General features: G+C 70.2%; 25 protein-coding genes and 1 pseudogene. 4 read left to right on the forward strand and 22 right to left on the reverse strand.

Annotated elements, in window-relative coordinates; genetic code table 11:
* The first annotated feature begins 95 nt into the window (after positions 1-95).
* Positions 96-545 (forward strand): hypothetical protein, encoded by a 450-nt coding sequence (locus ACFYXF_RS12895; protein ID WP_389349580.1) that lies wholly within the window; start codon positions 96-98, stop codon positions 543-545.
* Positions 546-641: 96 nt separating this feature from the next.
* Here the strand turns inward: ACFYXF_RS12895 and ACFYXF_RS12900 are convergent.
* The 3 genes and pseudogenes from ACFYXF_RS12900 to ACFYXF_RS12910 all read right to left on the reverse strand — a co-directional run.
* Positions 642-1,007, reverse strand: a pseudogene (locus ACFYXF_RS12900) (transposase); the annotation flags it as partial.
* A gap of 276 nt (positions 1,008-1,283) precedes the next feature.
* Positions 1,284-1,622 carry a thioredoxin family protein gene (locus ACFYXF_RS12905; protein WP_389349581.1) on the reverse strand — a complete coding sequence of 113 codons (339 nt, stop codon included), beginning with the start codon at positions 1,620-1,622 and terminating at the stop codon, positions 1,284-1,286.
* Between the two features lie 417 nt (positions 1,623-2,039).
* A complete protein-coding gene (locus ACFYXF_RS12910) occupies positions 2,040-3,179 on the reverse strand; it encodes a PucR family transcriptional regulator (RefSeq protein WP_389349582.1) in 1,140 nt (379 codons plus the stop codon).
* An 87-nt stretch (positions 3,180-3,266) separates the two neighbouring features.
* Here ACFYXF_RS12910 and ACFYXF_RS12915 point away from each other — a divergent pair, with 87 nt between their 5' ends.
* Together ACFYXF_RS12915 and ACFYXF_RS12920 are read left to right on the forward strand one after the other, a co-directional pair.
* The gene (locus ACFYXF_RS12915; protein WP_389349583.1) at positions 3,267-4,322 is read left to right on the forward strand and encodes a ferredoxin reductase; all 1,056 of its coding nucleotides are present in this window, start codon (positions 3,267-3,269) and stop codon (positions 4,320-4,322) included.
* A 7-nt stretch (positions 4,323-4,329) separates the two neighbouring features.
* A complete protein-coding gene (locus ACFYXF_RS12920) occupies positions 4,330-5,448 on the forward strand; it encodes a fatty acid desaturase family protein (protein ID WP_389349584.1) in 1,119 nt (372 codons plus the stop codon).
* Positions 5,449-6,332: 884 nt separating this feature from the next.
* Here ACFYXF_RS12920 and ACFYXF_RS12925 read toward each other — a convergent pair.
* Together ACFYXF_RS12925 and ACFYXF_RS12930 are read right to left on the reverse strand one after the other, a co-directional pair.
* The gene (locus ACFYXF_RS12925; RefSeq protein WP_389349585.1) at positions 6,333-6,833 is read right to left on the reverse strand and encodes a peptidylprolyl isomerase; all 501 of its coding nucleotides are present in this window, start codon (positions 6,831-6,833) and stop codon (positions 6,333-6,335) included.
* A 945-nt stretch (positions 6,834-7,778) separates the two neighbouring features.
* Positions 7,779-8,570, reverse strand: coding sequence for a hypothetical protein (locus ACFYXF_RS12930; RefSeq protein ID WP_389349586.1), 792 nt, complete (start codon positions 8,568-8,570; stop codon positions 7,779-7,781).
* Positions 8,571-9,271: 701 nt separating this feature from the next.
* Between ACFYXF_RS12930 and ACFYXF_RS12935 the strand changes: the two genes are divergently transcribed.
* On the forward strand, positions 9,272-9,658 hold the full coding sequence (locus ACFYXF_RS12935; RefSeq protein ID WP_389349587.1) for a hypothetical protein: 387 nt from the start codon (positions 9,272-9,274) through the stop codon (positions 9,656-9,658).
* A 134-nt stretch (positions 9,659-9,792) separates the two neighbouring features.
* Here the strand turns inward: ACFYXF_RS12935 and hypE are convergent, their stop codons facing one another.
* The 17 genes from hypE to ACFYXF_RS13020 form a co-directional block, all read right to left on the reverse strand.
* Positions 9,793-10,863, reverse strand: coding sequence for a hydrogenase expression/formation protein HypE (gene hypE / locus ACFYXF_RS12940; RefSeq protein ID WP_389349588.1), 1,071 nt, complete (start codon positions 10,861-10,863; stop codon positions 9,793-9,795).
* Positions 10,856-11,986, reverse strand: coding sequence for a hydrogenase formation protein HypD (gene hypD / locus ACFYXF_RS12945; protein WP_389349589.1), 1,131 nt, complete (start codon positions 11,984-11,986; stop codon positions 10,856-10,858). The genes hypE and hypD overlap by 8 nt, the downstream gene beginning before the upstream one ends.
* Positions 11,983-12,288 carry a HypC/HybG/HupF family hydrogenase formation chaperone gene (locus tag ACFYXF_RS12950; RefSeq protein WP_389349590.1) on the reverse strand — a complete coding sequence of 102 codons (306 nt, stop codon included), beginning with the start codon at positions 12,286-12,288 and terminating at the stop codon, positions 11,983-11,985. Before ACFYXF_RS12950 ends, hypD begins: the two co-directional genes overlap by 4 nt.
* A gap of 32 nt (positions 12,289-12,320) precedes the next feature.
* Positions 12,321-14,699: a carbamoyltransferase HypF gene (gene hypF / locus ACFYXF_RS12955; protein ID WP_389349591.1), complete on the reverse strand. Its 2,379-nt coding sequence runs from the start codon at positions 14,697-14,699 to the stop codon at positions 12,321-12,323.
* Positions 14,696-15,472: a hydrogenase nickel incorporation protein HypB gene (gene hypB / locus ACFYXF_RS12960; RefSeq protein ID WP_389349592.1), complete on the reverse strand. Its 777-nt coding sequence runs from the start codon at positions 15,470-15,472 to the stop codon at positions 14,696-14,698. Before hypB ends, hypF begins: the two co-directional genes overlap by 4 nt.
* Positions 15,473-15,475: 3 nt before the next feature.
* Positions 15,476-15,883, reverse strand: coding sequence for a hydrogenase maturation nickel metallochaperone HypA (locus ACFYXF_RS12965; RefSeq protein ID WP_389349593.1), 408 nt, complete (start codon positions 15,881-15,883; stop codon positions 15,476-15,478).
* Between the two features lie 143 nt (positions 15,884-16,026).
* Positions 16,027-16,131, reverse strand: coding sequence for a DUF6893 family small protein (locus tag ACFYXF_RS12970; protein ID WP_389349594.1), 105 nt, complete (start codon positions 16,129-16,131; stop codon positions 16,027-16,029).
* 10 nt (positions 16,132-16,141) lie between these two features.
* The gene (locus ACFYXF_RS12975; protein ID WP_389349595.1) at positions 16,142-16,684 is read right to left on the reverse strand and encodes a hydrogenase maturation protease; all 543 of its coding nucleotides are present in this window, start codon (positions 16,682-16,684) and stop codon (positions 16,142-16,144) included.
* The gene (locus ACFYXF_RS12980) at positions 16,681-18,126 is read right to left on the reverse strand and encodes a hypothetical protein (RefSeq protein WP_389349596.1); all 1,446 of its coding nucleotides are present in this window, start codon (positions 18,124-18,126) and stop codon (positions 16,681-16,683) included. Before ACFYXF_RS12980 ends, ACFYXF_RS12975 begins: the two co-directional genes overlap by 4 nt.
* Positions 18,123-18,815: a DUF6084 family protein gene (locus ACFYXF_RS12985; protein ID WP_389349597.1), complete on the reverse strand. Its 693-nt coding sequence runs from the start codon at positions 18,813-18,815 to the stop codon at positions 18,123-18,125. The genes ACFYXF_RS12980 and ACFYXF_RS12985 overlap by 4 nt, the downstream gene beginning before the upstream one ends.
* Positions 18,812-19,474 (reverse strand): DUF5947 family protein, encoded by a 663-nt coding sequence (locus ACFYXF_RS12990; protein WP_389349598.1) that lies wholly within the window; start codon positions 19,472-19,474, stop codon positions 18,812-18,814. The genes ACFYXF_RS12985 and ACFYXF_RS12990 overlap by 4 nt, the downstream gene beginning before the upstream one ends.
* On the reverse strand, positions 19,471-20,010 hold the full coding sequence (locus tag ACFYXF_RS12995) for a hypothetical protein (RefSeq protein ID WP_389349599.1): 540 nt from the start codon (positions 20,008-20,010) through the stop codon (positions 19,471-19,473). Before ACFYXF_RS12995 ends, ACFYXF_RS12990 begins: the two co-directional genes overlap by 4 nt.
* On the reverse strand, positions 20,007-21,791 hold the full coding sequence (locus ACFYXF_RS13000; RefSeq protein WP_389349600.1) for a nickel-dependent hydrogenase large subunit: 1,785 nt from the start codon (positions 21,789-21,791) through the stop codon (positions 20,007-20,009). The genes ACFYXF_RS12995 and ACFYXF_RS13000 overlap by 4 nt, the downstream gene beginning before the upstream one ends.
* Positions 21,792-21,882: 91 nt before the next feature.
* A complete protein-coding gene (locus tag ACFYXF_RS13005) occupies positions 21,883-22,956 on the reverse strand; it encodes a hydrogenase expression protein HypE (RefSeq protein ID WP_389349601.1) in 1,074 nt (357 codons plus the stop codon).
* 63 nt (positions 22,957-23,019) lie between these two features.
* Positions 23,020-24,792 carry an enoyl-CoA hydratase-related protein gene (locus ACFYXF_RS13010; RefSeq protein ID WP_389349925.1) on the reverse strand — a complete coding sequence of 591 codons (1,773 nt, stop codon included), beginning with the start codon at positions 24,790-24,792 and terminating at the stop codon, positions 23,020-23,022.
* A 193-nt stretch (positions 24,793-24,985) separates the two neighbouring features.
* Positions 24,986-25,243: a hypothetical protein gene (locus tag ACFYXF_RS13015; RefSeq protein WP_389349602.1), complete on the reverse strand. Its 258-nt coding sequence runs from the start codon at positions 25,241-25,243 to the stop codon at positions 24,986-24,988.
* Positions 25,230-25,544: a DUF6400 family protein gene (locus ACFYXF_RS13020; protein ID WP_389349603.1), complete on the reverse strand. Its 315-nt coding sequence runs from the start codon at positions 25,542-25,544 to the stop codon at positions 25,230-25,232. Before ACFYXF_RS13020 ends, ACFYXF_RS13015 begins: the two co-directional genes overlap by 14 nt.
* Between the last annotated feature and the right edge of the window lie 55 nt (positions 25,545-25,599).

The raw sequence follows: 25,599 nt of genomic DNA on the forward strand, positions 1-25,599 counted from the left end.
TTCGGCTTGCCGGGACAGACGAGCAGTCCGCGTGATCCCTGGGGTGACATGGGACGCTTGGCGTCGCAGGGCAGGCGTCAGGACTGGAGTGCGCGGTGGGGACGATTCTCAAGGGCATGAGCCGTGTCCGGTGGCATGAGTTGACGCATGCGTACGGATCAGCGGCAGAGGTTCCGGGTCGGCTGTCACGCGTCGCGTGGGGTGACGATGAGACCAGTGCTTCAGCGTTGAGTGATCTTGGTTTGTGGCTCGGTGAACTGGCTGTCTTCGACGCGACCGTCGAGGCGGTTCCGTATCTGTGGGATCTCGCGGTGACCGACTCGGTCACCAGTCGGCCCGGCGTGATCAAGTTGCTGCAGACGATCCTCGAACACACCAACACTCCGAAGATCGAGGTCCAGCGCGCCGCTCACCGAGCTGTGCTTGAGGGCAGGAGCGTGGCGGAAGTGCTGGCCCATGACGAGGATGCCGCCGTACAGGCAGCCGCTTGCGACCTGGTGGCAGCGATCGCCAGCCACGTATGCGAGTCCTGCCGTCCGGCCTAGGTCTTCTCTGAGGGTTCTTGGACGGTATTGCGCAGTGAGATGACGATCACGGTCGCGGTCAGGGTGCCGTTGAAGATGCAGTCGCGGTTGATGCCCCTATGGATGACAACCGGTGGAGGCTGGGACGGGAGATTGCCTCCGCGATGTGAGCAGGGCTCGGTGAATCTCGCGGGCGACGTAGCGTTTGAGGCATCGGATGGCTTCGCGTCGTGTCTTGCCCTCGGTCACCCGTCGTTCCATGTAGGAGCGGGTGCCGGTGTCCCAGCGCAGGCGGGCGATGACGATGGCGTAGAGCGCTGAATTGGCCTGGCGGTCGCCGCCGCGGTTGAGCCTGCGGCGTTGGGTCTTTCCGGACGATGCTTCCACGGGGCTGGCACCGCAGAGGGCGGCAAACGCTGCCTCGGTGGCCAGGCGGTCGGGGTTGTCGCCGGCTGCTATCAGCAAGGCCGCGGCCGTATCGCGGGTCAGACCACCGCCCGAAGCGGCACCCAACATCCTCACAGTCGTATCGGGTGGCCACTGCGCGAAACTGCTTCCACTTGTTCACACACTGCTCGGCCCCGAGTTGGCGGCCCCGTCCCCGGAAGCCGTGGCCAGAGCGCGGAAGTTGCCCGACTGCACCGTGCTCGACAGCATTATGTGACCTGTTGGCGTGTCTCAGCCCCACGGTGGCTCACGCGCCGAAGCTCCCATCGACGAGACATGGCGGGCGTCGCGGCCACGTGCCGCTGCGGCCGCTCAGAGGTGGCCCTCCAGGAGCTTCCGTACCTCGGTGATGGTCATGGGCCCCGTGCCGTGCGCCACCGCCTCTCCCTCCTTCAGCAGGACGTAGGACGGGGCTCCGGTGATCCCGTATCGCCCGGTCGCGGCCGGACAACGCGTGATGTCGGCGCGGACGGCCGTCAAGCGGCCCTTGTAGTCGTCGGCGATGCCACCCACGACGAGGTCCATCACCCGGCAGGGCTCGATTGCCTTGGGCCAGGTCCCGGTGAAGTATGCGAGGACCGGAACTGCGCTCATCCCGAGGATGAAATCGAACTCCGCGTCCTCACGGGGTCGGTGAACCCGCATCGCCATGGAAGCTCCTGATCTCACATTCCGTCATTCCATCCCCATCATCCCTCGCGCGGTGTGCCAGGCCGGCCCGGTCGGTCGTCCGATCGACCTGTCGGAAGGGAGGCACGGGGCCGTCACAGAACCACGGGGTCCCGGGCGCGAGCGGCCCGGCCTCCCGCCCCTGGTGACCCGGCTAGGCCGACCCGCCGGTCACCCAGTTGCAGCCCGCCGCGCACCCGTGGGTCAGCTCGTGCCAGGACAGCACACTCCCCGACGGACTTCCCAGGGCCTTGTCCGGTCTTCACTTCACATCACCCTCCGTCTCAGCCGGCTGATACCGCTCTCCCCCGGGGCCGCATGAGCCTGCTGATGGCACCGAGAACGAGGCCCGATTCCTGGACCGCTCGCGGACGCGGTCGTGGACGGTCGAAGTACGCGTCAGCCGCCCCGAAGACCGACCGCCAGCGTCAGTTCAAGGACCCGGTGTGGCGATGCGAGATCCGGAAACAGCTCTCGTAGCTGCGACATCCGGTACCGGACTGTCTGGGGATGGACGAACAGCGCCGCCGCCACCTCGTCCCGTCTGCCCTGGTGCAGCAGCCACGCCCGCAACGTCTCCTCCAGCTTCCGTGCGGTCGCGACAGGCAAGGTCCGCAACGGTGCGAGGGCTCGGGCACGCAGGTCTGCGAACGCGTCCATGTCGGCGCTCAGCACCAGCTCGGGCAGGTGGTCCTCGGTGTCGCGGATATCGGCGGAGAGGGAGCGCGCGCGTAGGGCTCGTGCGTACGAGGCGGACGCTCGAGTCCATGGCCGGGCCGGGCCGACCACGGCGGTGCGGTCGGTCAGCTGCCGCAGGAGATGTGATCGGTCGGCATCGGGGACGAGCAGCACACCGGTGGCGTCCGGCAGATCGTCGAGGACGAGGGTGCCCGGGTCGAGCGCGCGGTAGGCAGGCCGGGCCTGGGCGGCGGGCAGCAGGACCGCGGTCAGCGAACCCGGAGGCTGCCACCCGGCCCGCTGAGCAGAGGCCAGCAGCACGTCCGGGCCCGCGCCGGCGAGAAGGTCGCGGGCCAGGTGTTCCAGGTGGCGCTCCTGGGCCCTGCCCCGGGCGGCCAGTTCGTCGGCGTGGCCCGCGGCGCTCGCGGCGGAGAGCTCGTCGATGTAGGCGAAGGTCAGCTCGGCGAACTTGGCTACCTCGGCGGCGGGCAGACCCGCGGGTACGGCACCCGCTGCCAGGCATCGCCAGGCCACGCGGGCGCCGACGCGGTAGGCGCTGAGCAGGGCGTCCATCGAACGGCCGTCGCGCACCTCGCCGCGGCCCAGCTCGTAGGCCGCGTCACCGGCGTCGCCGCCTGTGATGTTCCCACTCGCGAGGTCCAGGTAGTGCCCCAGGGCGGTGCGCACAGCCCGGCGGATGGTGGCGCCCATATGGCCCGCAAGGGCGTTGGCGTAGGGAGGGACCTCCTCGATGATCGCCTGGACGACTTCGTCGGCGGTGCTCTTCAGCGCGGCCCGAAGTGCGGTGACCGTTGTCTCATCCAGGACCAGTTCACTGGCCCTCCGGACTGCATGACTCACGTTTTTGTTCCCTGCGAACAATTCAGCCGACCAGATTCACATCCTGCGGTCAGGACTTTACCCCTTGGGGCGCAGCAAGCTGGAGCCATGACGAGTACAGCCCTCCGCAGCAGGGCGAGGAAACTGCTGGAGATGGTCACGACGCCGCTGCTGCCGTCGGACTACCTCGACCTGGTCAGCCCGCTGCGCGCGGGCGCCGACCTGCGCGGGCGCATCGAGGCCGTGCGCCCCGAGACGGGTGACGCCGCGACCATCGTGATCAGGCCGGGACGGGGCTGGCGCGGCCACACGGCCGGTCAGTACGTGCGGATCGGGGTCGACGTCGACGGGGTGCGCCTGTGGCGTGCCTACTCCATCACCTCTCCGACAAACCGCCAGGACGGCCGCGTCACGATCACCGTGAAGGCGATCCCGGACGGCAAGGTCAGCAACCACCTGGTCCGCAGGGCCAGACCGGGCACGCTGATCCAGCTCGACCAGGCGACCGGTGACTTCGTACTGCCGCAGGCCAAGCCCGCCAAGGTGCTCTACCTGACGGCCGGCAGCGGCATCACGCCCGTGATGGGCATGCTGCGCGACACCGAGTTCGACGACGTCGTCATGGTCCACTGCGCGCCACAGCCGCACGACGTGATCTTCCGCGACGAACTGCACGACCTGGTCGCGGACAAGAAGCTGCGGCTCACCGAGGTGCACACCGACACGGACGGCAAGCTCGACATCGCCCGTCTCGACGAACTCGTGCCCGACTGGGCCGAGCGCGAGACCTGGGCCTGCGGGCCCGCGGGCCTGCTCGACGCCGCCGAAGCGCACTGGACCGAGCACGGCGTGCAAGAGCGCCTGCACACCGAACGCTTCCGCCCCGGCGTCGTCGTCGCCGGTGACGGCGGCGAGGTCACGTTCAGCGCCACCGGCAAGAGGGTCGACGCGGACGGCGCCACGCCGTTGCTGGACATCGGCGAGGAGGCCGGTGTGCTCATGCCCTCCGGGTGCCGCATGGGCATCTGCTTCGGCTGCGTTACGCCGCTCAAGGCGGGCGCCGTCCGCGACCTGCGTACCGGCGAGATCACCGAGGCCGAGCCGGGCGTCCTCATCCAGACCTGCGTGTCCGCCGCGGCGGGCCCCTGCGACATCGAACGGTAGGAGCACCGTGACCACCACCGACCCCACCGCCCACCTGACCGCGGAGCAGATCGAGGAGCTCGGCCGCGAGCTGGACGCGATCCGCGACGAGGTGATCGCCGGCCGTGGCGAGAAGGACGCCGCCTACATCCGCAAGGTCATCTCGGCGCAGCGCAAGCTCGAGCTGGTCAGCAGGGGCGTGCTGCTGTTCTCGATCTTCCCGCCCGCGTGGCTGATCGGCACCGCCGGTCTGTCCGTGGCGAAGATCATGGACAACATGGAGATCGGCCACAACGTCCTGCACGGCCAGTGGGACTGGATGCGAGACCCGAAGATCCACTCCACCACCTGGGAGTGGGATCACGCCTCGCCGTCCGAGCAGTGGAAGCACTCGCACAACGAGCTGCACCACACGTACACCAATGTGATCGGCAAGGACAACGACCTCGGCTACGGCATCATGCGCGTCGACGAGGACCAGCGGTGGCACCCGTTCCACCTCGGCCAGCCGCTGTGGAACTTCCTCAACGCCTGCTTCTTCGAGTACGGCATCGCGGCGTACGACCTGGAACTGGGCAAGAACCTGCGCAAGCGCCGCCGCAACAACCCGGAGTTCCGCGCACGGGTCAAGGCCGTGGGCCGCAAGATCCGCAAGCAGGTGCTCAAGGACTACGTGATCCACCCGCTGCTGTCCGGCCCGTCGTTTTTCACCACGCTCGCCGCCACGTTCACCGCGAACCTGGTCCGCAACCTCTGGACCCACTCGGTGATCATGTGCGGGCACTTCCCCGAGGGCGTGCAGGTCTTCGAGCGCCGGTCGATCAAGGGCGAGACGCGCGGTCAGTGGTACCTGCGCCAGATGATGGGCTCGGCGAACATCAGCGGCAGCAAGGCCATGCACTTCATGACCGGCAACCTCTCCCACCAGATCGAGCACCACCTCTTCCCGGACCTGCCGAGCAACCGGTACGCCGAGGTCGCGGTGAAGGTGCGCGCGCTGTTCGAGAAGTACGAGCTGGAGTACGTCACCGGGCCGCTGCCCAAGCAGGTGTTCTCCGCGTGGCACAAGGTCTTCCGACTCTCGTTGCCGAACAAGAAGCCCAAGGTCAAGACGCCGAACCGCGAGCAGGAACTCGTCGCGGCCTGATTCCCGGTACTGGTTCAGATCTTTCCGCCGTACCGTCGGCGCCTCCGGGTTCGGTGAGATCCGTTGCGGACGATAGGCGGCCGCGACATCCGACCGTACGACACGGGATCCGGGCAGCCCCGTGTTCGGCCGCGCCGCCTGGACGTGCGCCGGGGGACGCTGCCGGAACCGATGCTCGCCGCCCCTGTGTCCGGCCCTGCGCTGCCGGGGTGGGCGAGTGACCGAAGTGGGGCAGGTAGCAGGCCCTGGTCGCTATCGACGCGGGCGGTGGTACTGCGCTTGAGGCGCGGCACCGAGATGGGGCCGGCCTTCCCCAAGGTAGTCGCCGGCTCCAGGGCCTGCTGCAACGGCGCGGTGCCGGGGCGGCCCGGCTCGCCGATCGGTGGCCCGCCCACTTCGTCGCATTCGACCTGCTGCGCCTCGCGGACACGAACACCGTCGGATGGCCGTTCCGCCTACGGCGGGCTGCGCTGGAGGGCCTGTTCACCGAGCATCAGCTGACAGCGCACTGGGCGCTGTGCCCGTCGACCACCGACGCGGACACCGTGAATTAGTGGCTGTCCTACGGCGGTGGGACTGGGGGACTCCAAGCGGCTGGAGGGCCGGCATGAGGCGTCGGTGCGCGGGTGGCGCAAGTACAACAAGGTGCGCGAGACACAGGAGCCCAAACTGGTGGCTGAAGTCGGCGTCGCCAGGACGGTACCGGGCGTCGGCGGCACCCGGCCCGCTGGTACCGCGCCCGACCCGACCCCTCCCCCGGCGACATCGAGCTCTTCGGCCACCCCGGACAGCCTGCCGCACCCGGCAGCCACAGGGCACCGGGGGTGCACGCGCACGTGGACACCCGTCTGGGGCGCTGGACAGGCGCCCCAGACGAACGATGATCACACGGCGGGGACGGCGCCGCTCTCGTCGATGACGATCTTCTTTGCGGTGGCGCCGGAGCGGCTGCCGAGCGTCTCGATCGTCTTGACGATGTCCGCGCCCTCGACGACTTCGCCGAAGACGACATGCTTGCCGTCGAGCCACGGGGTCGCCACGGTGGTGATGAAGAACTGCGAGCCGTTGGAGTTCGGACCCGCGTTGGCCATGCTCAGCAGGAACGGCCGGTCGTGCTTGAGCTGGAAGTTCTCGTCGGCGAACTTCTCACCGTAGATGCTCTTGCCGCCCGTGCCGTTGCCGTTGGTGAAGTCACCGCCCTGCAGCATGAACTCGGGGATGACCCGGTGGAAGGGCGCACCCTTGTATCCGAACCCGTTCTGGCCGGTGGCCAGTTCACGGAAGTTACGGGCGGTCTTCGGCACGACGTCGTCGAACAGCCGGAAGACAATGCGCCCAAGGTCCTGACCGTTCGCGGAAACCTGGAAATAGACGTTCTCACTCATGGCAGCGATTCTCCACTATGGCCTCAGACCCGCGGGACCCGGCTTCGGCTCCGTCACCCGCGGTACCACCATCGCCTCCCGCACCGGCCGGGCGGGGCAGCAACGGGGACAGGCTGAACGTCACGTTGGTACAGCCCGAGCCGGTGGTCAAGGTCGGTGTGAACGTCGCCCGGGACAGCTCGCCGAGATGAACGACGACGACCGGGCCGACGTCCTGCGCGTGGGCGACACCGGCGAAGTGCACGCGTATTTCAACATTCGCACACCGGGCAGCCTCCAGCCGCTCTGGTCGGAGAAGCTGAGCTGGGCACGCACCAGGAGTAGCCGGCGCCAACCTGAACCTTGTCCGGTTCGCCGACGTCGACAACGACGACAAAGCCGACTACGTCGTCATCTACGACGGCGGGGCGATCCGCGCCTGGCTCAACCGCCGCGGCAACACCCCACCGCCTCCCGGACCGGTGACCGAACCGGCAGACCCCTTGCAGGGACCCAGCCCCAGCCCGTAGAAACGGACGGTGGGCGCGGCTCAGCCTGCAGGCAGGCGAGTACCGCCAGGGATCCGGAGGTTGTCGTCCTCGGACGGTCCGAGGCCGAGCTTGGTGAAGGTCGGGGGTTTCGACGAGACCGTCGGTGTAAGGACGTGGGTGCCATGCGCTCCTGGGTAATACGGGGAGGCCGAGACGGTGCTGGAACGGCGGGTGATCGCCCGGACAGAGCGTCCGGCCCGGCGTGGGACGTCGCCGGGGATCATGCCGGATGAACGGCCCACCGACACCCCCTGTGCGGCAGCGCGCGCCGCGGGAGCCTGCCGACGCACGGTCCGGTCGGCACGCCCCGATCCTGGGGCGTTCGCGCCGCGCATTGCGCCCTGACCTCACCCTCCTCCTCCAGCCGGGACACGAGGAAAAGCGGCCGCAGCAGGGAGGACAGCCGAACAAGAACTCAGTCGTCGTTTCTGGTGTTCTCGCTCGGCAGGAACGTCTGGCGTGCCCAGAGGCTCAGCAGTGCCGTTCCGCCGACCAGCAGCGGCACCGGGTCTCGGGCAGGGGGTGCCAGCACATGTCCCAGCACCGTGGCCGTGCAGACCGTCAGGGGAATGAACGCCGCCGCGCCCTCCATCCCCCATCGCAGCGCGGGCTGAGCGGTGCCCAGGGCGCTCGCCCCGCCGGGCACCCAAGGGCCGACAGCAACCACCAACAGGCCCGCGGTGGCGCAGGCGTCGGCCAGCTGAGAGGACATCACCTCAGGGCTGTGCGGGCCGACCGTCACCAGTCGCAGGGTGTCGCCGACCAGCATGAGGGACAGCCCGACGATCCCGACCCACAAGGTGACTCTCCGGTCACTCCGTACGAGACGGCGCAGGGCGAACAGAAAACTGAGGAACACGACCTCCGCGGCCCACAGGACACCGATCATCCCCGTCCCCAGCCGCCAGCCGTCACCGGCCCCCCGCAGCAGTACCCATCCCGTCATGAACACGGCCCCGGTTGTGACGACCCCGTCGAGCACACGCCGCAGCAGTACGTGCCGACCTGTACCGGCATCGGCCGCGACCACCAGACCGGCCATCCCCAGGCCGACGGTCAGCGTCACCCCGGTGACCACCACCGAACCCAGCAACGATCGCGCGTCCCGTCCCGAGCCCGGAGGCTGGGCCGACAACACGGTGACCGCTCCCCGGTACACACCTCCGGCTATCGCGGAACCCCCCAACAGCAGCAGACGCGTCCGCACCCGTCCGCTCGTTCCCCTCGCGCGGAGCATCAGGGAGGCCGCCAACCCCCAGCAACCGGTGGACGGCCCGAAAGCCACCATCCGCGCCGCCCCGCTACCGGCGGCCCACGACCCGCCGAACGTCAGCAGTGTTCCCACGAGACATGCCACGCCGACCGCGCCCCAGGTCCGTGCCCAGGTCCGATGACAGCGGCCCGCCCGGAGTCTGAGCACATCCGGCGACTTCCCCAACCCCGACATCAGGTGCGCCTTTCCACCAGTCCCCCGCCCGCAGAGCCTCACCCGCAGCCCCCGGATCCATTCAGAAACCGTAGAAGACCTGGCACCTGCCCCGAACGGAACCATCGGTTCATTCACTCGTGCTGCGTAAGGGAGAAGAGATCACCGGCCCCGGCTCTGCCCGGCCATCACCGACAGCCTCACCGCCACCTGTGCCCGTACCGAACCGACAGGCGACGTCCAGATGTTCCCGTCCGGCCGCCGCAAGCACACTGACCGTCAGTTGGGGGATCGAGTTCCCGCAGCTCAGCGAGATGACGGCAGAGTTCTCCCAGCGCAGCGCGCACATCCTGGAACCGTTTCGGCCGTCTGCCGCGGAGACAGCAAAAATATGCCCAAAATATAGCAAGGTGGAATAATTTCCCCATCATGGGCGCGTGACAGGCGTCCCCCCCACTGACCATGAAAAGGCAGATCGAACCATGTCGAAGAAATCACGTTCGTCCGAGCCACCGCATGGAAAGGGCCCCAGCCGTCACCAGGGCACCGGGCAGCACGGCTGGTCACCCGACGTGGATGAGACACGTCAGCAGGACAACCCGAGCTCCCACCGCTCCTTCCATCCGGCTGAGCACGCCGGCGAAAGAGGACCGGGCCGTACGAAGTCCCCAGAGGAGACCAAGTCCGTTCCGGGTGACACGGCCAAGAGTCTCGGTGCAAGGGGTGAGGAGTACGGCGACGCGGACGAGAAGGGCAGACACGACACCGGACGCAAGGGCCGCTCCCAGCGCCCAAGCGGCACGAAGGACGCTTCTGCCACAACCGGCGTGGACCCCCAGGACCCGCCGACCGGGCGCCGACGGGGTTAGGGCGGGGGTGCCCCCACGCCCCCTCCACCTGCGCTGAAGAGACACCGCGGTCTGGCTCCAGCCCGTCCGCCCTCCAGGCCCCGGCGGTCCGACCGGCGCCTGGACGGCCGCCTCCTCGACGCGCAGGGCCCGTGTCAGCAGATCCGCGGCAGTTGCTCCCCGATCGGCAGATCGACCACCCGCGTTCCCCCCAGGCCGGTCCGGGCCACGACCATGCCGGGATGGGCCTCGACGGCCTCACCGATGATCACTGAGTCCGCGCCCAGAGGGTGGGCTCGCATCGCCGCCAGGACGGCGTCGGCATACTCGCGGGGGACGAAGGCCACCAGCTTGCCCTCGTTGGCGATGTACATGGGGTCCAGTCCGAGAATGGCGCAGGCATTGGCCACGGCCGGCGGGACCGGGACGTCGCGTTCCCGGATGACGACCCCGGTGCCGGAGGCCTGCGCGATCTCGTTGAGCGTGGCCGCCAGGCCGCCTCGGGTGGGATCACGCAGTACGTGCAGATCGGGGGTGACGGCGAGCATGGCCTCGACCAGCCCGCCGAGCGCCGCACAGTCACTCTTGATCTCCACTCCGAATTCCAGGCCCTCGCGAACACTCATGACCGCCACCCCGTGGACGCCGATCGCACCGCTGACGATCACGACGTCGCCGGGGACGACCCGCGAAGGGCGCAGATCGACACCCGCCGGGACGAGACCGATGCCCGCGGTGTTGATGTAGATCCCGTCGCCGTGGCCGGTCTCCACCACCTTGGTGTCGCCGGTGGCCACCTCCACACCGGCGGCGCGCGCGGCCGCACCCAGCGCCTGGGACACCCGTGTGACCACGTCCAGCTCGACGCCCTCCTCCAGGATGAATCCGCAGGAGAGGTAGGCGGCACGGGCGCCGCTCATGGCGAGGTCGTTGACAGTGCCGTTGACCGCCAGGTCACCGATGCTGCCGCCGGGGAAGAACAACGGCCGCACCACGTAGGAGTCGGTGGAGAACGCCAGCCGGGCCCCGCCCAGGGAGAGGACGGCGGCGTCACCCATCTGGGCGAGCACCTCTCCCCCGAAGGCGGGCGCGAAGATCTGCTGGACCAGCTCGGCGGAGAGGACGCCACCGCCACCGTGGCCCATGACGACCCGGGGCCGGTCACGCACAGGCGCCGGACATGTCCAACCCGCGACGTCGAGAGTGGGGAGAGTGGTGTCAGACAACAGGGCTCGCCTCCCGAACCGTCGTGGTGGTGGGCACGTCCAGACGCCGGTAGAGGTAGTACGCCGCGCAAGCGCCCTCGCTGGAGACCATGGTGGCTCCCAGAGGGGTACGTGGGGTGCACAGGGTGCCGAAGGCCTCGCACTCGTGCGGCTTGAGCAGCCCCTGCAGGACCTCTCCGCTGCGGCACTCGGCGGGTTCCTCCGTCCGGATTCCACTGACCGAGAAGCGGTGCTCGGCATCGTGGTCGCGGTACTTCGGCGACAGCCGCCAGCCGCTGTCGGGGATCACCCCGATGCCACGCCAGGCGCGGTCGGTGACCTCGAAGACGTCCTCCAGCATGGCCCGGGCAGCCGCGTTGCCCTCCGGGCGGACGGCACGGGCGTAGGCGTTGTCGACGGTGTGCTCACCGCGTTCCAGCTGACGGACCGCCCGGCGCACGCCTTCGAGGATGTCCAGTGGCTCGAAGCCCGTCACGACGATCGGCACGCGGAAGCGTTCCGCCAGCTCCGGGTACTCCCCCACGCCCATCACACTGCAGACGTGCCCGGCCGCGAGGAAAGCCTGCACCCGGCAGCTCGGCGACGACATGATCGCCTCGATGGCCGGGGGTACGCGGACATGGGACACCAGCATGCTGAAGTTCTGGATGCCCAGCTTCCGGGCCTGATGGACCGTCATGGCGTTGGGGGGCGCCGTCGTCTCGAAGCCGATGCCGAAGAACACCACCTCGCGGTCGGGGTTCTGCTGCGCGATCCGCAGCGCGTCGAGCGGCGAGTAGACGACGCGCACGTCGCCGCCTTCCGCGCGGACCTGGAACAGGTCCCGTCCCGTGCCCGGCACGCGCAGCATGTCACCGAAGGAGCAGAAGATCACCTCCGGCCGGGAGGCGATCTCCAGGGCCTTGTCGATGACCTCCAGCGGCGTCACGCACACGGGGCAGCCCGGACCGTGGATCAACTCGACCTGCTCCGGGAGGAGTTGGTCGATGCCGTGCCGGATGATGCTGTGCGTCTGGCCTCCGCACACCTCCATCAGGGCCCAGGGCCTGGTCACCGTGGCGTGGATGTCGTCGAGGAGCCGGCGTGCCAGCTCCGGGTCCTGGAACTCGTCGATGTACTTCACTGGTTGCGCACCTCTTCCACCGGGTCCACGCCCGCCTCCGCCGCCGCCGTTTCCCAGGGGTCGCCGAACTCCTCCTGCAACAGGCCGAGTTCGGCGAAGAGTTCGAGCGTCTGGCGTGCCGACTCCTCGTCCAGCCGTTGCAGGGCGAAGCCGACGTGGACGATGGCGTACTCGCCGACCTGAAGGTCGGGCAGGTACTCCAGGCACACCTCCTTGACCACGCCGCCGAAGTCGACGGTGGCCATCCGGGTGCCGTCCCGTTCCTCGATGTCCAGCACTCTGCCGGGTACCGCCAGGCACATGAGCCTCTCCTCGCTGTGGGGTCGCACGTCGCTCAGTCGGTGGGAGTGGGAGTGTGAGTGGCCCGGGCGGCCACCATCAGCTGGCCGAGCGCCAGGCCGCCGTCGTTGGGCGGCACCAGGTGGTGCCGCAGAACCGTGAATCCGTCCGCGCCCAGGGCGGCGGCGCAGGCGGAGGAGAGCAGCGTGTTGGCGAACACGCCTCCCGTCAGGGCGACCGTGTCCAGCCCGTGCCGGTCTCGGGCTCGCACACAGATCTGGTGCACCAGGCCGGTCACGCCCCGGTGGAAGCGAGCCGCGACCAGCTCGGGCCCGATGCCAGCGCGCAGGTCGCCGACGATCGCCGCGAGTACCGGGGCCGGGTCGGCCCGTACCGCCCCGCCCCCGTTCTCCTCCGACTCGCGCAGGGCGAAGGCGTACGCGGTGGTGTCCTCGGTGGGAGCGTGCAGAGCCGCGCCCTCCAGCTCGACGGCGGCCTGTGCCTCGTATCCGGCGTGGTGGCACACCCCGGCGAGCGAGGACACGGCGTCGAAGAGCCGGCCCATGCTGGACGTGGGGACACAGTTCAGTCCGCGCTCCAACTGCCGTTCCAGCAACTGGAGTTCGTCGGGCGGGCAGGCGGTCGTACAGGCGAGGTCGTCGGACCAGTCGATCCCGGCCGCCCGCAGATGGGCCAGTGCCATGCGGTACGGGCGGCGCACCGCAGCGTCGCCGCCGGGCAGCGGGACGTACGCGAGGTGCCCGAACCGGGTGAAGCGGTCGTAGTCCGCGAGCAGGAACTCCCCGCCCCACACGGCGCCGTCGTCGCCGTGGCCCGTGCCGTCGAAGGCGACGCCGATCACCGGCCGGGTGCCGTCCAGCCCGTGCTCGGCCATCGCGGAGGCGATGTGCGCGTGATGGTGCTGGACGCGTACGACGGGCCGATGCGCCGCGTTCCGGTCGGCCCACCGGGCGGAGCGGTAGCCGGGATGCCGGTCGGACACCAGGCTCTCGGGCCGTACCCCGGTGATGGACTCCAGTTGCCCCACCGCGTGCTCGAAGGCCCGCTGCGTACCGACGTCGTCCATGTCGCCGATGTGCGCCGACAGCCAGGCCCTCCGGCCGGCCCCCAGGCAGAAGGCGTTCTTCAGGTCTCCCCCGACGGCGAGGGCCGGTCGCACGGGCAGCGGGAGGGAGACCGGCAACGGGGCGTAGCCACGGGAACGGCGGATCACCAGCTGCTCCCCGTCGCAGACACGGACCACGGAGTCGTCGCACGGGACATGGATCGGCCGGTCGTGCGTGAGCCAGGCGTCGGCCAGGTGCGCGAGCCGCTCCAGGGCCTCGGTGTCGTCGGTGACGATCGGCTCACCGGACACGTTGCCGCTGGTCATGACGAGCAGCCGGGGACCGTCCGGGTCACGGGGCAGGCCGAGCAGCAGATGGTGCAGGGGTGTGTACGGCAGCATCACGCCGAGGTCGGGACTGCGGGGCGCGACGGCCTCGGCGGGCCACGGATCCCCGAAAGCGTGCGGACGGCGTCTGACCAGGACGACCGGCCTGGCCCGGTCTTCGAGCAGGCTCCGTTCCTCGGGGCTCAGCCGCACGAGGTGCTCGACGTCGGCCGCGCTCCGGGCCATGACGGCGAACGGCTTGTCTCCGCGTGCCTTGCGTCGGCGCAGGCGGGCGACCGCCTCCTCGTTCGTGGCGTCACAGGCCAGGTGGTAGCCCCCCAGGCCTTTCACGGCGAGGATCGCGCCGTCCGACAGCAGTGCGCGGGCCTCGGTGACCGGGTCCGCCCCCATGACCTCCTCGGACTGCGGAACCAGCAGCCGCAGCCGCGGCCCGCAGGCGGGGCAGGCGACCGGCTGCGCGTGGAAGCGCCGGTCGGCCGGATCCGCGTACTCCCGTGCGCAGTCGGAGCACATCGCGAAGTCGGCCATGGTGGTGTGGGCCCGGTCGTACGGCACGCCGGTGACGATCGTGAAGCGCGGGCCGCAGTGCGTGCAGTTGACGAACGGGTGCCGGTACCGGCGGTCCGCCGGGTCGGCCAGTTCGGCGAGGCAGTCGGCGCAGGTGGCGGAGTCCGGGGAGACCAGGGTGCGGGCCGGGCCGCCGGAGTGGGAGGCGAGGATGGTGAACGCGGTGCCGCCGACGGGCGGCATCTCCCGGTGGTCGACGGACTCGACGCGGGCCAGCGGTGGCGCCTGGGCGGCGATCCGGTCGCAGAACCGGGCCACGGCCGAGGTGGTGCCCTCGACCTCCACGACGACGCCCTCCGGAGTGTTGGTCACGTGTCCGGCCAGGGCGAGTTCGGTGGCGAGGCCGTACAGGAAGGGCCGGAAGCCCACACCCTGCACCACTCCTCGGACGATGACCCGGCGGCGTAGCGGAGTGTCCTCGGCGACGGCGGCCTGCGCCTGCGGACCGCTCACGAGTGGGTGTGGGCCATCGTGCCGGTGGCCTCCGGGTGCGTGTGCGGGTGACCGTTGTCCGCGTGCGTGTGACCGTGGTGGTGGGGTTGCCGGGCCATGACCGGCGAGTGGACAGGTGCGCCGTCCACGGCTGCCATCGCCCGGTCGAGCAGCACGCCGACTCCCTGCCCCCGGCGCGCCGAGGTCAGGACCACCTCGACCCCAGGATTGACCTGCTCCACGTTCGCGCGGAACGCTGCCTCGTCGAACTCGACGGCCTCCGCGATGTCGGTCTTGGTGACCACGACCAGGTGGGCGAGGCCGAAGGCGGTCGGGTACTTGAGTGGCTTGTCCTCGCCCTCCGTCACGGAGGCGAGGGTGACCCTCAGCGTCTCCCCCAGGTCGTAGGAGGCCGGGCAGACCAGGTTGCCGACGTTCTCCACGAACAGCAGCCGGGTGTCGTCGGGCAGCCACCCGTCCAGGTGCCCGGCGAGCATCCCCGATTCCAGATGGCACAGTCCGTCGGTGAGCACCTGCTTGACCGGGACGCCCGAACGCGCCAGGCGTGCCGCGTCGTTCTCGGTGGCGAGGTCGGCGGTCAGGGCGGCAACGGGAACGGACCGCTCCCGTGCCTCCAGCAGCTCGCGCTCCAGCAGCGCGGTCTTGCCGCTGCCCGGACTGGACAGCAGGTTGACGACCGCGGTGCCTCGCGCCGCGAGGTGTGTGCGCAGTTCATGGGCGCTCGCGTCGTTCTTCGCGAGTACGGCCTGGCGCAGGTCGACGACACGGCACATGGTTCAGCGCTCCTCGGAGATCGGTTCGCGGGTGGGCGCGTGCGTGGGGCTGTGCTTGTGGCCGTCCTCCCAGTGCACGTCGACGATCTGCAGTTCCCGGCCCGCGAGCAGTTCGGTACGCGTCCCGTCGCACAGGGGGCAGGTCAGCCGGGGTGGCATGCCGACGGCCCATTCGTGTGCGCAGGGCGTGCAGCGGGCCCGCCCCGGCACCGCCTCGGTGACCAGCTCGGCGCCTTCCAGCAGGGTTCCGGCACAGGCCAGTTCGAAGGAGAAGGCGAGCGCGTCGGGTACGACACCGGCCAGTTCGCCCACCTGGAGCCGTACCGATCGCACCGCCGTGATACTTCCGGCCCGCGTGGCGGCCTCTGCCACCTGGTCCACGACGGCCAGCGCGACGGACATCTCGTGCATGGGTCTCCGTCCTCCGCGGCCTGCCTCCGGTCGGCCTTCATTAGAGGCGCGCGCACCCGGGTCGCGCGGCCCGGCACGCCGTCACCGGCCGGCAGGTACGCCGTTCGACGCAACCGCACGGGACACCGAGTGGCGCCCACGGTTCACATCCGTCGGATCCGCAGATAGCGCCTGACGTCGGGAAGCACCCCGGCGACGAGGGCTCCCAGGGCGGCCAGGGCCGCTCCGCCGATGACGATCTTCTTCATCCATCTCTCCTCACGTCGAAGCCTCAGCGGTTGAGGCCTGCGCCACGGACGGAACGCCGCCCTGCAGCAGCTCTTCGATCAGCCGGACGGCCTGCGGTACCGCGTCGGACACCGGCGGACTGAGACCGATGCCCTCCTCGACGGAGGCCGGTTCGCAGCCGACGATCAGGACACGTCGCGGCGGTTGTCCGCCGGTGCCGGCACAGAGTGTGCCCAGCAGGGCCAGGACGGCGTCGGGGGTCATCCGGTGACCGTCGATCGCGGGGACGGCGCCGGTGTCGCAGCCGGGGCCGTCGTGCTCGATCACGTACAGCGTGCCGGGGGCTTCGCCGCGCGCCGTGGCGTCCACCAGGACGAGGGTGTCGTAGCCGTCCAGGACCTGGTAGGCGAGGTGGACGCCGCGTACGCCGATGTCCACCACCTCGACGTGCTGCGGCAGTCGCCGTTCGGCCAGTCGGTGCGCGGTCTCCACGCCGAAGCCGTCGTCGCCGAGGAAGATGTTGCCGATGCCCGCCACGAGGGTCCTTGGGCCGACTGGTGGGGGAAGGTTCATACGTCGTCCTCCAGCGGTGTGATCTCGTCGGGCTGGAAGTACAGGAACCGTCCCTGCTCGCGGCGGATGTCGGCGCCCGGGTCCCCCTCGACCGTGACGGCCAGGTGCACGCCGCCGTCGACGTCGTGCAGCACCGCCTCGACCTTCGCGGTGCGGCCCCGCAGGAAGATGTCCTGCGCGTCGGTGCGCCGCAGGCCCGGGTGCAGCTCGACACGGCTGCCCTTGCCCACCGACCGGCCGTCCACGATCACGCGGTCCTGCGTCGGGTCGAAGCCCGCGTCGCTCGCGGGGTCCCACCAGGGGGTGTCCGGCCGCTGCACCCCGAACTCGTCGGGGAAACCGAGGTCCGGGGCAGCGGGGTTCGGGGCGGCTGCGTCCGGGCCGGTGACCTCGCGCAGACTCCGTACCGCCCCGTGCAGGCGCTCCAGGACCTCGGCCGGCATCGTGTCCGCCAGCTCGATCACGGCGGCCGCCCGGTCGTCGGTGCCCCTGGCCTCGCGTTTCTCCTCGTCGGTGAGGGCCGCGGTGCGCAGCGCAAGGATCTCGTCGATCTCGGTGGCGTCGTAGAGCGCGCCGGGGCTCTCCGGCGCGATGGCCGGATGGTCCTCCAGGATGATCGGCGAGGACAGCACGAGGTCGGCGCGGCCGGGTTCTCCGGCGAGTACGGGCCAGGTGTGCAGGTTGCGGCAGGCGGCGACCGCGCCCTTCGCCCACTCGGGGGGATCGGTCATCGACAGGAACGATCCGGCGTTGAGGGCCATGAGGAGGTGGGTGGCCACCAGGGAGTGCGGCAGCGCCGCGTCCCGGTCGGCGGCGTGTCCCTCGGGGGGTGTCCAGTCGCTGGTGTTCTCGACGACGGCGGTCAGCCGCATGGCCCGGTAGGGACCGTCGAGCTCGCGGGCGGACAGCCGGACCGTCCCGCTGATCTCCGCACACCGCCGGACCAGTCGGCCGACGGTCCGGCCCGCCGCGTCCAGGACCGGTGCGGTGTCCTCCCGGGCGGGGAGCCGGAAGGGGTGGGTGACGCCGTCGCCGAGGAGTTCGTCCACCGACGCGACCACCTCGACCCGCTCCTCGCCGCCCTCGTCCCAGGGCACCAGCACCCGGTCGTCGAGGTGGAGTTCGGGGACCGTGTCGTAGCCACCGTCCGGGCGGGCCTGCTGCACCGTGCGCCGTCGGGCGTGCAGGAAGCGCACCTCGACCGAGAGGGTCGCGCCCGCCTTCGGTTCCATCAGGCACTCGGTGTGCTGGAAGTCGTGCTCCTCGCACTCGGCGCCCCAGCCGGGCGGCACCAGTACCCCGAACTGCCAGCGCAGCCGGTTCTTGGCCGCCGAGGCGCGGTACGGGTAGAGCACATAGCCCTCGAAGAGCACGGCGTCGGCCACCTGCCGGGCGAGGGCGAACCGCTCCTCCGTAGCGGGGGCGAACGCGGTCGCGGTCACGGATCGGTCCTTCCGGTGGTGGCGGTGAGCGCACGGAACGGGTCGCTCCGGGGCGGTTCGGCGGCGCCGCCGGCGTCGAGCAGGGCCTTGAGGGTCGCCTCCCAGGAGGGCAGGGCATGCCGGGAGCGGTAGGCGAGGAGGGCGTCCATGGTGTCGCGGGGCAGCCGGATCCAGCCGCATCCGGGAAAGTGCTGCTCAACCATCTCCCGCCAGGTGGTGACCGGCATCCGGAAGGCCGCCTCCCGGTCCCATGGCACCGGCTCGACCTGGAAGCCGCCTGCCCCGGTGAACGCCGTACCGGAGAAGAGCATCAGCAGCGGAACCTCGCCGTCGGTGAGGGCGGTGAGGTAGCGGGTGGCGGCGATCTCCATGTCGTAGGTGCAGGGCACGACGAGGTCGGCCTCGATCTCTCCGGTGAAGCTCGGGACCATGACCGAGACCTGGGCGAACTGCACCGGCTGGAGCGTGCTGCCCCAGCGTGAGCGCTCGCCGAAGAGGTCCGCGAGACCATCGGCCTCGGCGGGCTCGTAGCCGCGGCGGGCGGGTTCGATACGGATCTGGCAGCGCAGCGCGAGAGCGTGCACGTGGGCGTTGTCGGCGGCGGTGACGCGCAGCCGGAAGACGAGGGTCGGCCCGGCGGCGTACCGGTCGGCGCGGACACCGGTGCAGGCGAAGGAGAACGCGGTCACGGCCGTACCGCCTCCTTCGACGAATGTCCCGCCTCGCCGACGGGCCTGGCGCGTCGCGCGACGTCCGCGAAGAACGCGTCCAGCGCGGCGCGGGCCTCGGCACCGCCGTCGAAGCCCTGCCACAACAGGCGCATACGGCCGACGAGTTCGTAGCAGATGTCGATCGGTACGAGGTGGCACTCGAAGCGGCCGTCGGTGCGGCGCAGCAGCAGCGCCTCCACGTCGGGTTCGAGCAGTTCGGCGAGGCGACTGCCGCCGAGGACGTCCGTCCAGGTGGCCGGTTCGAGTTCGCTCTCGGTGGCTCCGGCCGGGCTCGGGTAGAGGGCGACGAGCCGGTCGAGCGCCGCGTTGCGGAAGAGGAAGGCGACCCCGACCGGGATCTGCAACGCGTCCCACGCGCTCTCGTCGAGGCGGTGTCCGGGGTCGGTGAGGTAGCGGGCCGGGACCGTGCGGAAGCGGCCCGCGGCGGCGCCCGGCTCCGCCATCAGCAGCGCGCAGGGGGTGCAGGCGCAGACGAGGGCACGCTTCTCGATGTCGACGAGATGGCGGTGGCCCGCCTCCACCGTGACAGCGCACAGCTCGCACCGTTCGGGCTGCGGAGGCCTCTCGGCGAGGAACCTCCGCAGTCCGGACGTGCGCGTCGCCGGGGACGCCGTCATCGGGCCCCCGTCGGTGCCGTGCTGATCTGGAGGAGTGTGGGCCCGGCGGGCGCGGTCTGTACGTCGACCGCCCTGACCTCCGGCGCGAAGCAGGCGAGCGCCGCCTCCGCTGCCTCGCGGGCGCCCTCGCCGGAGCCGGAGCCGCAACCGCAGCCACCCGCCTCCCGGGCCCGCAGCGTCAGCGTGCCGCTCTCCTCGTCGAAGTCCACGACGTCCAAGGCGTGTTCCCGTACGACGTCGAGGGCGCGGGCGATGCGGGTGTCGCGGTCCTCGGGGTGCAGCTCGTGCAGGACGAGCAGGCTCGCGACCAGTTCGTCACCGAGCAGTCCCGCCGACGCCTCGCCGGGAGCGGAGGACAGCAGGTGGAGGATGCGGGCCAGGCCGGCACCGTAGAAGTCCATGAGGGAGCGGACGAGTTCCTCCGCCGCCGCGGCGGCGGCCGGGTCGCCGCTCGCGGTCAGCCGCTCCAGCACCTCCTCGACCCGGCGTCCGGTCTGCTCCGCGTTCACCGGCGCCGTCGCCGTCGGCGCGCTCATCCGCCCAGTCCGCTCAGGCCGGTGGGCACGTGCATCGACTTCACGGTCTTGCCGCCGCCGACGTACATGTGGACACCACAGGGCAGACAGGGGTCGAAGCTGCGGACGGCGCGCATGATGTCGATGCCCTTGAAGTTCTCCGGGGTGTTCTCCTCGAAGATGGGCGTGTTCTGTACGGCGTCCTCGTACGGGCCGGGCGTGCCGAAGCTGTCTCTGGTGCTGGCGTTCCAGGGGGTGGGCGGGTACGGGTGGTAGTTGGCGATCTTTCCGTCGCGGATCACCATGTGGTGGGAGAGGACGCCGCGGACCGCCTCGGTGAAGCCGACGCCGAGCCCCTCGTCCGGGACCTCGAACTTCTCCCAGGTCTGGGTGCGTCCGGCGCGGACCTCCGCCAGGCCCTTCTCGGCGCAGTGCAGGGCGACGGCGGCGGCGTACGCCTGGAAGTAGGTGCGGGCGCGGTTGCGCTCCAGCGCGTTGGACCACTTCGGGATCTTCCACTCGAAGGTGGTCTCCGGCTTGGTCATGGTGCGCGGCAGGTTGATGACCACGCTGTGGCCGGTGGCCTTGACGTACCCGATGTCGACGAGCCCGGACAGCGCGGTGGACCACAGGCGGGCGATGGGGCCGCCGCCGGTGTCCAGGGCCAGGTGGTCCTTGCCGTCGAACCAGCGCGGGGACATCACCCAGCTGTACTTGTCGTCGAAGTTCCGCTTCTGCGGGGCCGGGATGGTGTGCTGGTTCCACGGGTGGCGCGGGTCCACCGGGTTGCCGAGCGGGTCGTGGGTGACGAACTGCTCCTGCCCCTGCCAGTCCTCGTAGTAGGAGCTGCCCAGCAGGATGCGGATGCCGAGGTTGATCTCGGTGAGGTCGTTGGTGACCAGCTTGCCGTCCACGATGACACCGGGCGTGACGAACATCCGCCGGCCCCAGTCGGTCATGTTGGCGTAGGTGAAGTCGCAGTACTCGGGGTCGTTGAGCGCGCCCCAGCAGCCGAGGAGTACCCGGCGGCGGCCGACTTCCTCGTATCCCGGCAGCGCCTCGTAGAAGAAGTCGAACAGGTCGTCGTGCAGGGGCACGACGCGCTTCATGAACTCCACGTAGCGCATCAGGCGGCTGAGGTAGTCCGTGAAGAGCTGTACGGAGGCGATGGTGCCGACGCCGCCCGGGTAGAGCGTGGAGGGGTGCACATGGCGGCCCTCCATCAGGCAGAACATCTCGCGCGTGTAGCGGCTGACCTGGAGGGCCTCGCGGTAGAACTCCCCTTCGAGGGGGTTCAGCGAGCGCATGATGTCGGCGATCGTGCGGTAGCCGTGCTCGGCCGCGTGAGGGGCCTCGGTGCGCTCTGCGAGTTCGAGGACACCGGGGTTGGTCTCCTTGACCATCTTCTCGCAGTAGTCGACCCCGACCAGGTTCTCCTGGAAGATGTTGTGGTCGAACATGTACTCCGCGGACTCACCGAGGTTGATGATCCACTCAGCGAGGTGCGGGGGCTTCACGCCGTACGCCATGTTCTGCGCGTACACCGAGCAGGTGGCGTGATTGTCGCCGCAGATGCCGCAGATCCGGCTGGTGATGAAGTGGGCGTCGCGGGGGTCCTTGCCGCGCATGAAGACGCTGTAGCCGCGGAAGACCGACGACGTGCTGTAGCACTCCGCGACCCGCTTCTGCTTGAAGTCGATCTTCGTGTGGATGCCCAGGGAGCCCACGATCCGGGTGATCGGGTCCCAGGCCATCTCCACCAGGCCGCTGCCGTCGCCGGCCGCCTTCGTCTTCGGTGCCATCTGTGTGCCGTGCCCTTCGTTGCGCGGGAGGTTGATGTGGGGGGGTGCACGAAGCGGGGAGCGGATCACTCGCGTCACTCGCGGCGGATGCTCACCACGGGGGTCGGTAGCCGGTGGTGATCTTGTCTCCGGCGCGGCGCCACTTGGGCTCCTTGTCCACCGTCTTGGCCGTGATCGACCGCAGCCTGCGGACCACGGCGCCGTACGCTCCGCTGGCGTTGCTGGACAGCTTGGCGCCGGGGGGCTCGTCCATGAACGGCATGAACTTGTCGGGGAACCCGGGCATGGTGCAGGCGATGCAGATGCCGCCGACGTTGGGGCAGCCGCCGATCCCGTTCATCCAGCCGCGCTTGGGCACGTTGCACTTGACGACGGGGCCCCAGCAGCCGAGCTTGACCAGGCACGTCGGCGAGTCGTACGACAGCGCGAACTGGCCCTGTTCGTAGTAGCCCGCGCGGTCGCAGCCCTCGTGCACGGTGGCCCCGAACAGCCAGGTGGGACGCAGCTTGTCGTCCAGCGGGATCATCGGGGCGGAGCCGGCCGCCTGGTAGAGCAGATAGGTGAGCGTCTCGGAGAAGTTGTCGGGCTGGATCGGACAGCCGGGGACGCACACGATGGGGATGCCGGCGTGGGACTTCCAGTCCCAGCCGAGGTAGTCCGGCACGCCCATGGCGCCGGTCGGGTTGCCCGCCATGGCGTGGATACCGCCGTAGGTGGCGCAGGTGCCGATGGCGACGACCGCCAGTGCCTTCGGGGCGAGCCGGTCGATCCACTCGCTGGTGGTGATCGGCTGGCCGGTCTCCGGGTTGTCGCCGAAGCCGCACCAGTAGCCCTCGGGCTTGATCGCCTCATTGGGGATGGAGCCCTCGACGACCAGGACGAACGGGTCGATCTCGCCCCGCTCCCCCTTGAAGAACCACTCGATGAACGTGTCCGAACCGCCGACCGGACCGCACTCGAAGTCGATGAGCGGCCAATGGACGGCGATCTTGGGAAGACCCGGCAGCGCACCGAGCACGATCTCCTCGATGCTGGGCTGCATGGCCGCCGTCAACGCGACCGAGTCGCCGTCGCAGCTCAGCCCCGCGTTGATCCAGAGAATGTGGATCGTGGGTGTCTCGTCGGCGGGCGCAGCGCCGACCGTCTTCGTCGTCGCCTCAGTCATGGGACCGCCTCCTGGGGAGGTAAGGGATGAAAGCCTCTATTTCGGCCGTCACTCTTCTTCGTATCAGCCGTTCGGCCGTGACGAGACGCCATCGAGGGCCGTTCCGGTGACATCGGCGGCAGAGGGGGTCGGACCGGTTCGCGCAACCGCGGCCGGACCGAGGTGCGGCGGGGTGCGCGGTGGCCGCTCCTTGTGGACGAAGGAACGGCGCAGGGCGTGGTACGGGGCGTCCGGGTCGTCGAAGGTCCGGCGCATCCGGGCCAGCTCCCGCTCACGGAAGCCGGCCAGCGGGGTCGCGCTCTCCAGCCGGTCCAGCTCCGTCTTCTTCGCGGTGATCCGTGATGCCGTCGCCGGCAGTGACGCCAAGCGCGCCGCCAGCCTACCGATCTCCCGCGCGAACTCATCAGGATCGCAGTCGACCACCCGGTCGACGAGCCCGAGGCGCAGTGCGCTCGCCGAGCTCACCGGGAGGGCCTCACGCATGAGTCGTTCGGCGGTCGCGGGCCCCACCCTGCGCGGCAGGGTGTGGGTCCAGTACTCGGAGCCGTACAGGCCCATCAGACGGTAGTGCGGGTTCAGCACGGCGCCCGAGCGGCACCAGACCTCGTCGGCCGCCAGGGCGAGCATCACTCCGCCCGCCGCGGCGTTGCCCGCGACCGCCGAGACCACCAGCCGGTCCGTCGTCGTCAGGACCGCCTCGACCAGATCGTCGATGGCGTTGATGTTCGCCCAGGACTCGGCGCCGGGGTCCTCGGCGGCCTCGATGACGTTGAGGTGGATCCCGTTGGAGAAGAAGTCCCGTTCGCCGCCCAGCACGAGCACCGATGTGGGCCGCGCGCATGCTTCCCGGTAGGCGTCCAGCAGACGTCGGCACTGGTCCGTGCTCATGGCGCCACCGGGGAAGGAGAACCAGAGGAAGCCCACGTTCCCGTCCTCCCGGTAGCGGATGTCCGTCCAGGCGTCGTGCGGAACCTGAGGCAACAGGGGCGGAGCATGCTCGGGCAGCGGCGGCAGCCGGTCGCCCAGGGCCCGCACGGCAGGCAGTTTGAACGTGGGCGGCTGCCCGGGCCCGCGCCGGGGCCGCAGTTCGGGGATCCACACGGCACCGTCCCTGGTGGCCCGGCAGACCGCCCCGGCCCGGGTGGCCAGCAGCTCGCCCGGGCGGCCCCGCAACACGGTCTCGGGATGACCGCCGTGCAGATACCACTCACCGCCGAGCAGCACGTCCAGCACACCGGGCTGCGAGTCCGCCGCCCTCAGCTTGCGCAGGACGATCCGCGTGGAGTCCTCGGCCCAGTCGATCCGGCGGACACTCTGGTCGAGGTAGGGACGCGAGCGCATACGGGCACCCGTCGCGTCCTGCTTGCGCGGTACGTGGGTTCCCCCGGCGAAACGCTCCACCGCGAGCATGACGGCCTCGATCGCGGCGTCGGCGATCTCACCCCGGTACAGCTCGCTCTTGGGCACCTGAGGGATCCGACACTCGACGGAGGCCCACACGTCACCGGCGTCCATCTCCCCGTCGGCCTGCAGGACGGTGACGCCCCACTGATCGGCGCCCTCGTGAATCGCCCAGTCCAGGGAGGACGGTCCTCGGTCGCCCACGGGCCCCGGATGGACGACGAGGCACGCGTGCGCCGCCCACACCTCTTCGGGAATCTCCGTCTTCAGCATCGGCGCCACGATGAGCTGCGGCGCGTGCCGCCGCACGGCTTCCGGCAACGGGCTGCCGGGCAGGGCCAGTTCTACCGCCACGGTGTGGCCTCGGTCGCGCAGTTCGGCGTGGGCGCGCTGGGTGAGGCTGTTGAACGCGCTGGCCAGGATCAGGATGTGCACGGCTGCCTCCGGGCGGACGAACGGCAGGCAGGGATGGCCGCCGACCGCGATCCTCGGCCAAGGCGGCATGCCGTTGCCGACGACAGACGGTGAGGTCATCCGAAAGCGGGCGCCGATCCGCCGTCCGGCCTCACCGGCCGTCCCCCGCGACGGCACCGGCAACCCGGCTCACCGAGTCAGCGGTTGTGAACGATCACTGTCGTCGCAGGCCACTCGTTATGCGCTCCCACGGGGAGCGGGTGGCACCGAAACGGGTCTCGTGCGTCCAGATGTGGGTGCACGACCGGCACTGCAGGTGGAGCAGGCTGCCGACGTTGGAGAGCAGGTAGCGCCAGTGCTCGGAGCAGGTGCGCCCCTGCTCGCAGGTGCCGCACCCGCGACGGTCGTCGCAGTTCGGGCAGACCACCCAGGCGCGACGCCCGATGTCGGCCTGCGGGTCAAGCGGCAGCATGGCCGTCCCCTCTCCGCGGAAGCACACCGGCGGAGACCAGCTCGTCGTACACCCGCTGCTGCTCCGCGCTGAGGCCGGAGTACAGCAGCTCGTACGCCGCTTCCTCGCCGCGCAGTGCGGCGACGGGGTCCCAGTCGGAGCCGAGAGCGTCCAGGACATGAGCGCGCCGGAGCAGTTCGTGTGAGCTCAGGTCCACGGCGAAGTCGACCGTGGGGAGGGCGCCGGGTCGGTCCGCCGCAGGCATGCTCGTCTCAGCGGGTTCGTCCGGTTCGCCCGGAAGGGCACGGCCATGGGAGGACATGCGACCGAACGTAGGTAAGCGTTCCTCGCCCCGGCAAGAGCAGGTGGGAGAAGTC

The organism is Streptomyces sp. NPDC002680, from assembly GCF_042889145.1.
Lineage (GTDB): Bacteria > Actinomycetota > Actinomycetes > Streptomycetales > Streptomycetaceae > Streptomyces > Streptomyces adonidis.

Bases quoted from the DNA above. Each gene is read 5' to 3' on its own strand.
- ACFYXF_RS12905 (WP_389349581.1), bottom strand. From the start codon at position 1,622: ATGGCGATGCGGGTTCACCGACCCCGTGAGGACGCGGAGTTCGATTTC.
- ACFYXF_RS12915 (WP_389349583.1), top strand. From the start codon at position 3,267: ATGACGAGTACAGCCCTCCGCAGCAGGGCGAGGAAACTGCTGGAGATG.
- ACFYXF_RS12925 (WP_389349585.1), bottom strand. From the start codon at position 6,833: ATGAGTGAGAACGTCTATTTCCAGGTTTCCGCGAACGGTCAGGACCTT.
- ACFYXF_RS12935 (WP_389349587.1), top strand. From the start codon at position 9,272: ATGTCGAAGAAATCACGTTCGTCCGAGCCACCGCATGGAAAGGGCCCC.
- ACFYXF_RS12950 (WP_389349590.1), bottom strand. From the start codon at position 12,288: ATGTGCCTGGCGGTACCCGGCAGAGTGCTGGACATCGAGGAACGGGAC.
- hypB (WP_389349592.1), bottom strand. From the start codon at position 15,472: ATGTGCCGTGTCGTCGACCTGCGCCAGGCCGTACTCGCGAAGAACGAC.
- ACFYXF_RS12965 (WP_389349593.1), bottom strand. From the start codon at position 15,883: ATGCACGAGATGTCCGTCGCGCTGGCCGTCGTGGACCAGGTGGCAGAG.
- ACFYXF_RS12970 (WP_389349594.1), bottom strand. From the start codon at position 16,131: ATGAAGAAGATCGTCATCGGCGGAGCGGCCCTGGCCGCCCTGGGAGCC.
- ACFYXF_RS12975 (WP_389349595.1), bottom strand. From the start codon at position 16,684: ATGAACCTTCCCCCACCAGTCGGCCCAAGGACCCTCGTGGCGGGCATC.
- ACFYXF_RS12990 (WP_389349598.1), bottom strand. From the start codon at position 19,474: ATGACGGCGTCCCCGGCGACGCGCACGTCCGGACTGCGGAGGTTCCTC.
- ACFYXF_RS12995 (WP_389349599.1), bottom strand. From the start codon at position 20,010: ATGAGCGCGCCGACGGCGACGGCGCCGGTGAACGCGGAGCAGACCGGA.
- ACFYXF_RS13000 (WP_389349600.1), bottom strand. From the start codon at position 21,791: ATGGCACCGAAGACGAAGGCGGCCGGCGACGGCAGCGGCCTGGTGGAG.
- ACFYXF_RS13005 (WP_389349601.1), bottom strand. From the start codon at position 22,956: ATGACTGAGGCGACGACGAAGACGGTCGGCGCTGCGCCCGCCGACGAG.
- ACFYXF_RS13015 (WP_389349602.1), bottom strand. From the start codon at position 25,243: ATGCTGCCGCTTGACCCGCAGGCCGACATCGGGCGTCGCGCCTGGGTG.
- ACFYXF_RS13020 (WP_389349603.1), bottom strand. From the start codon at position 25,544: ATGTCCTCCCATGGCCGTGCCCTTCCGGGCGAACCGGACGAACCCGCT.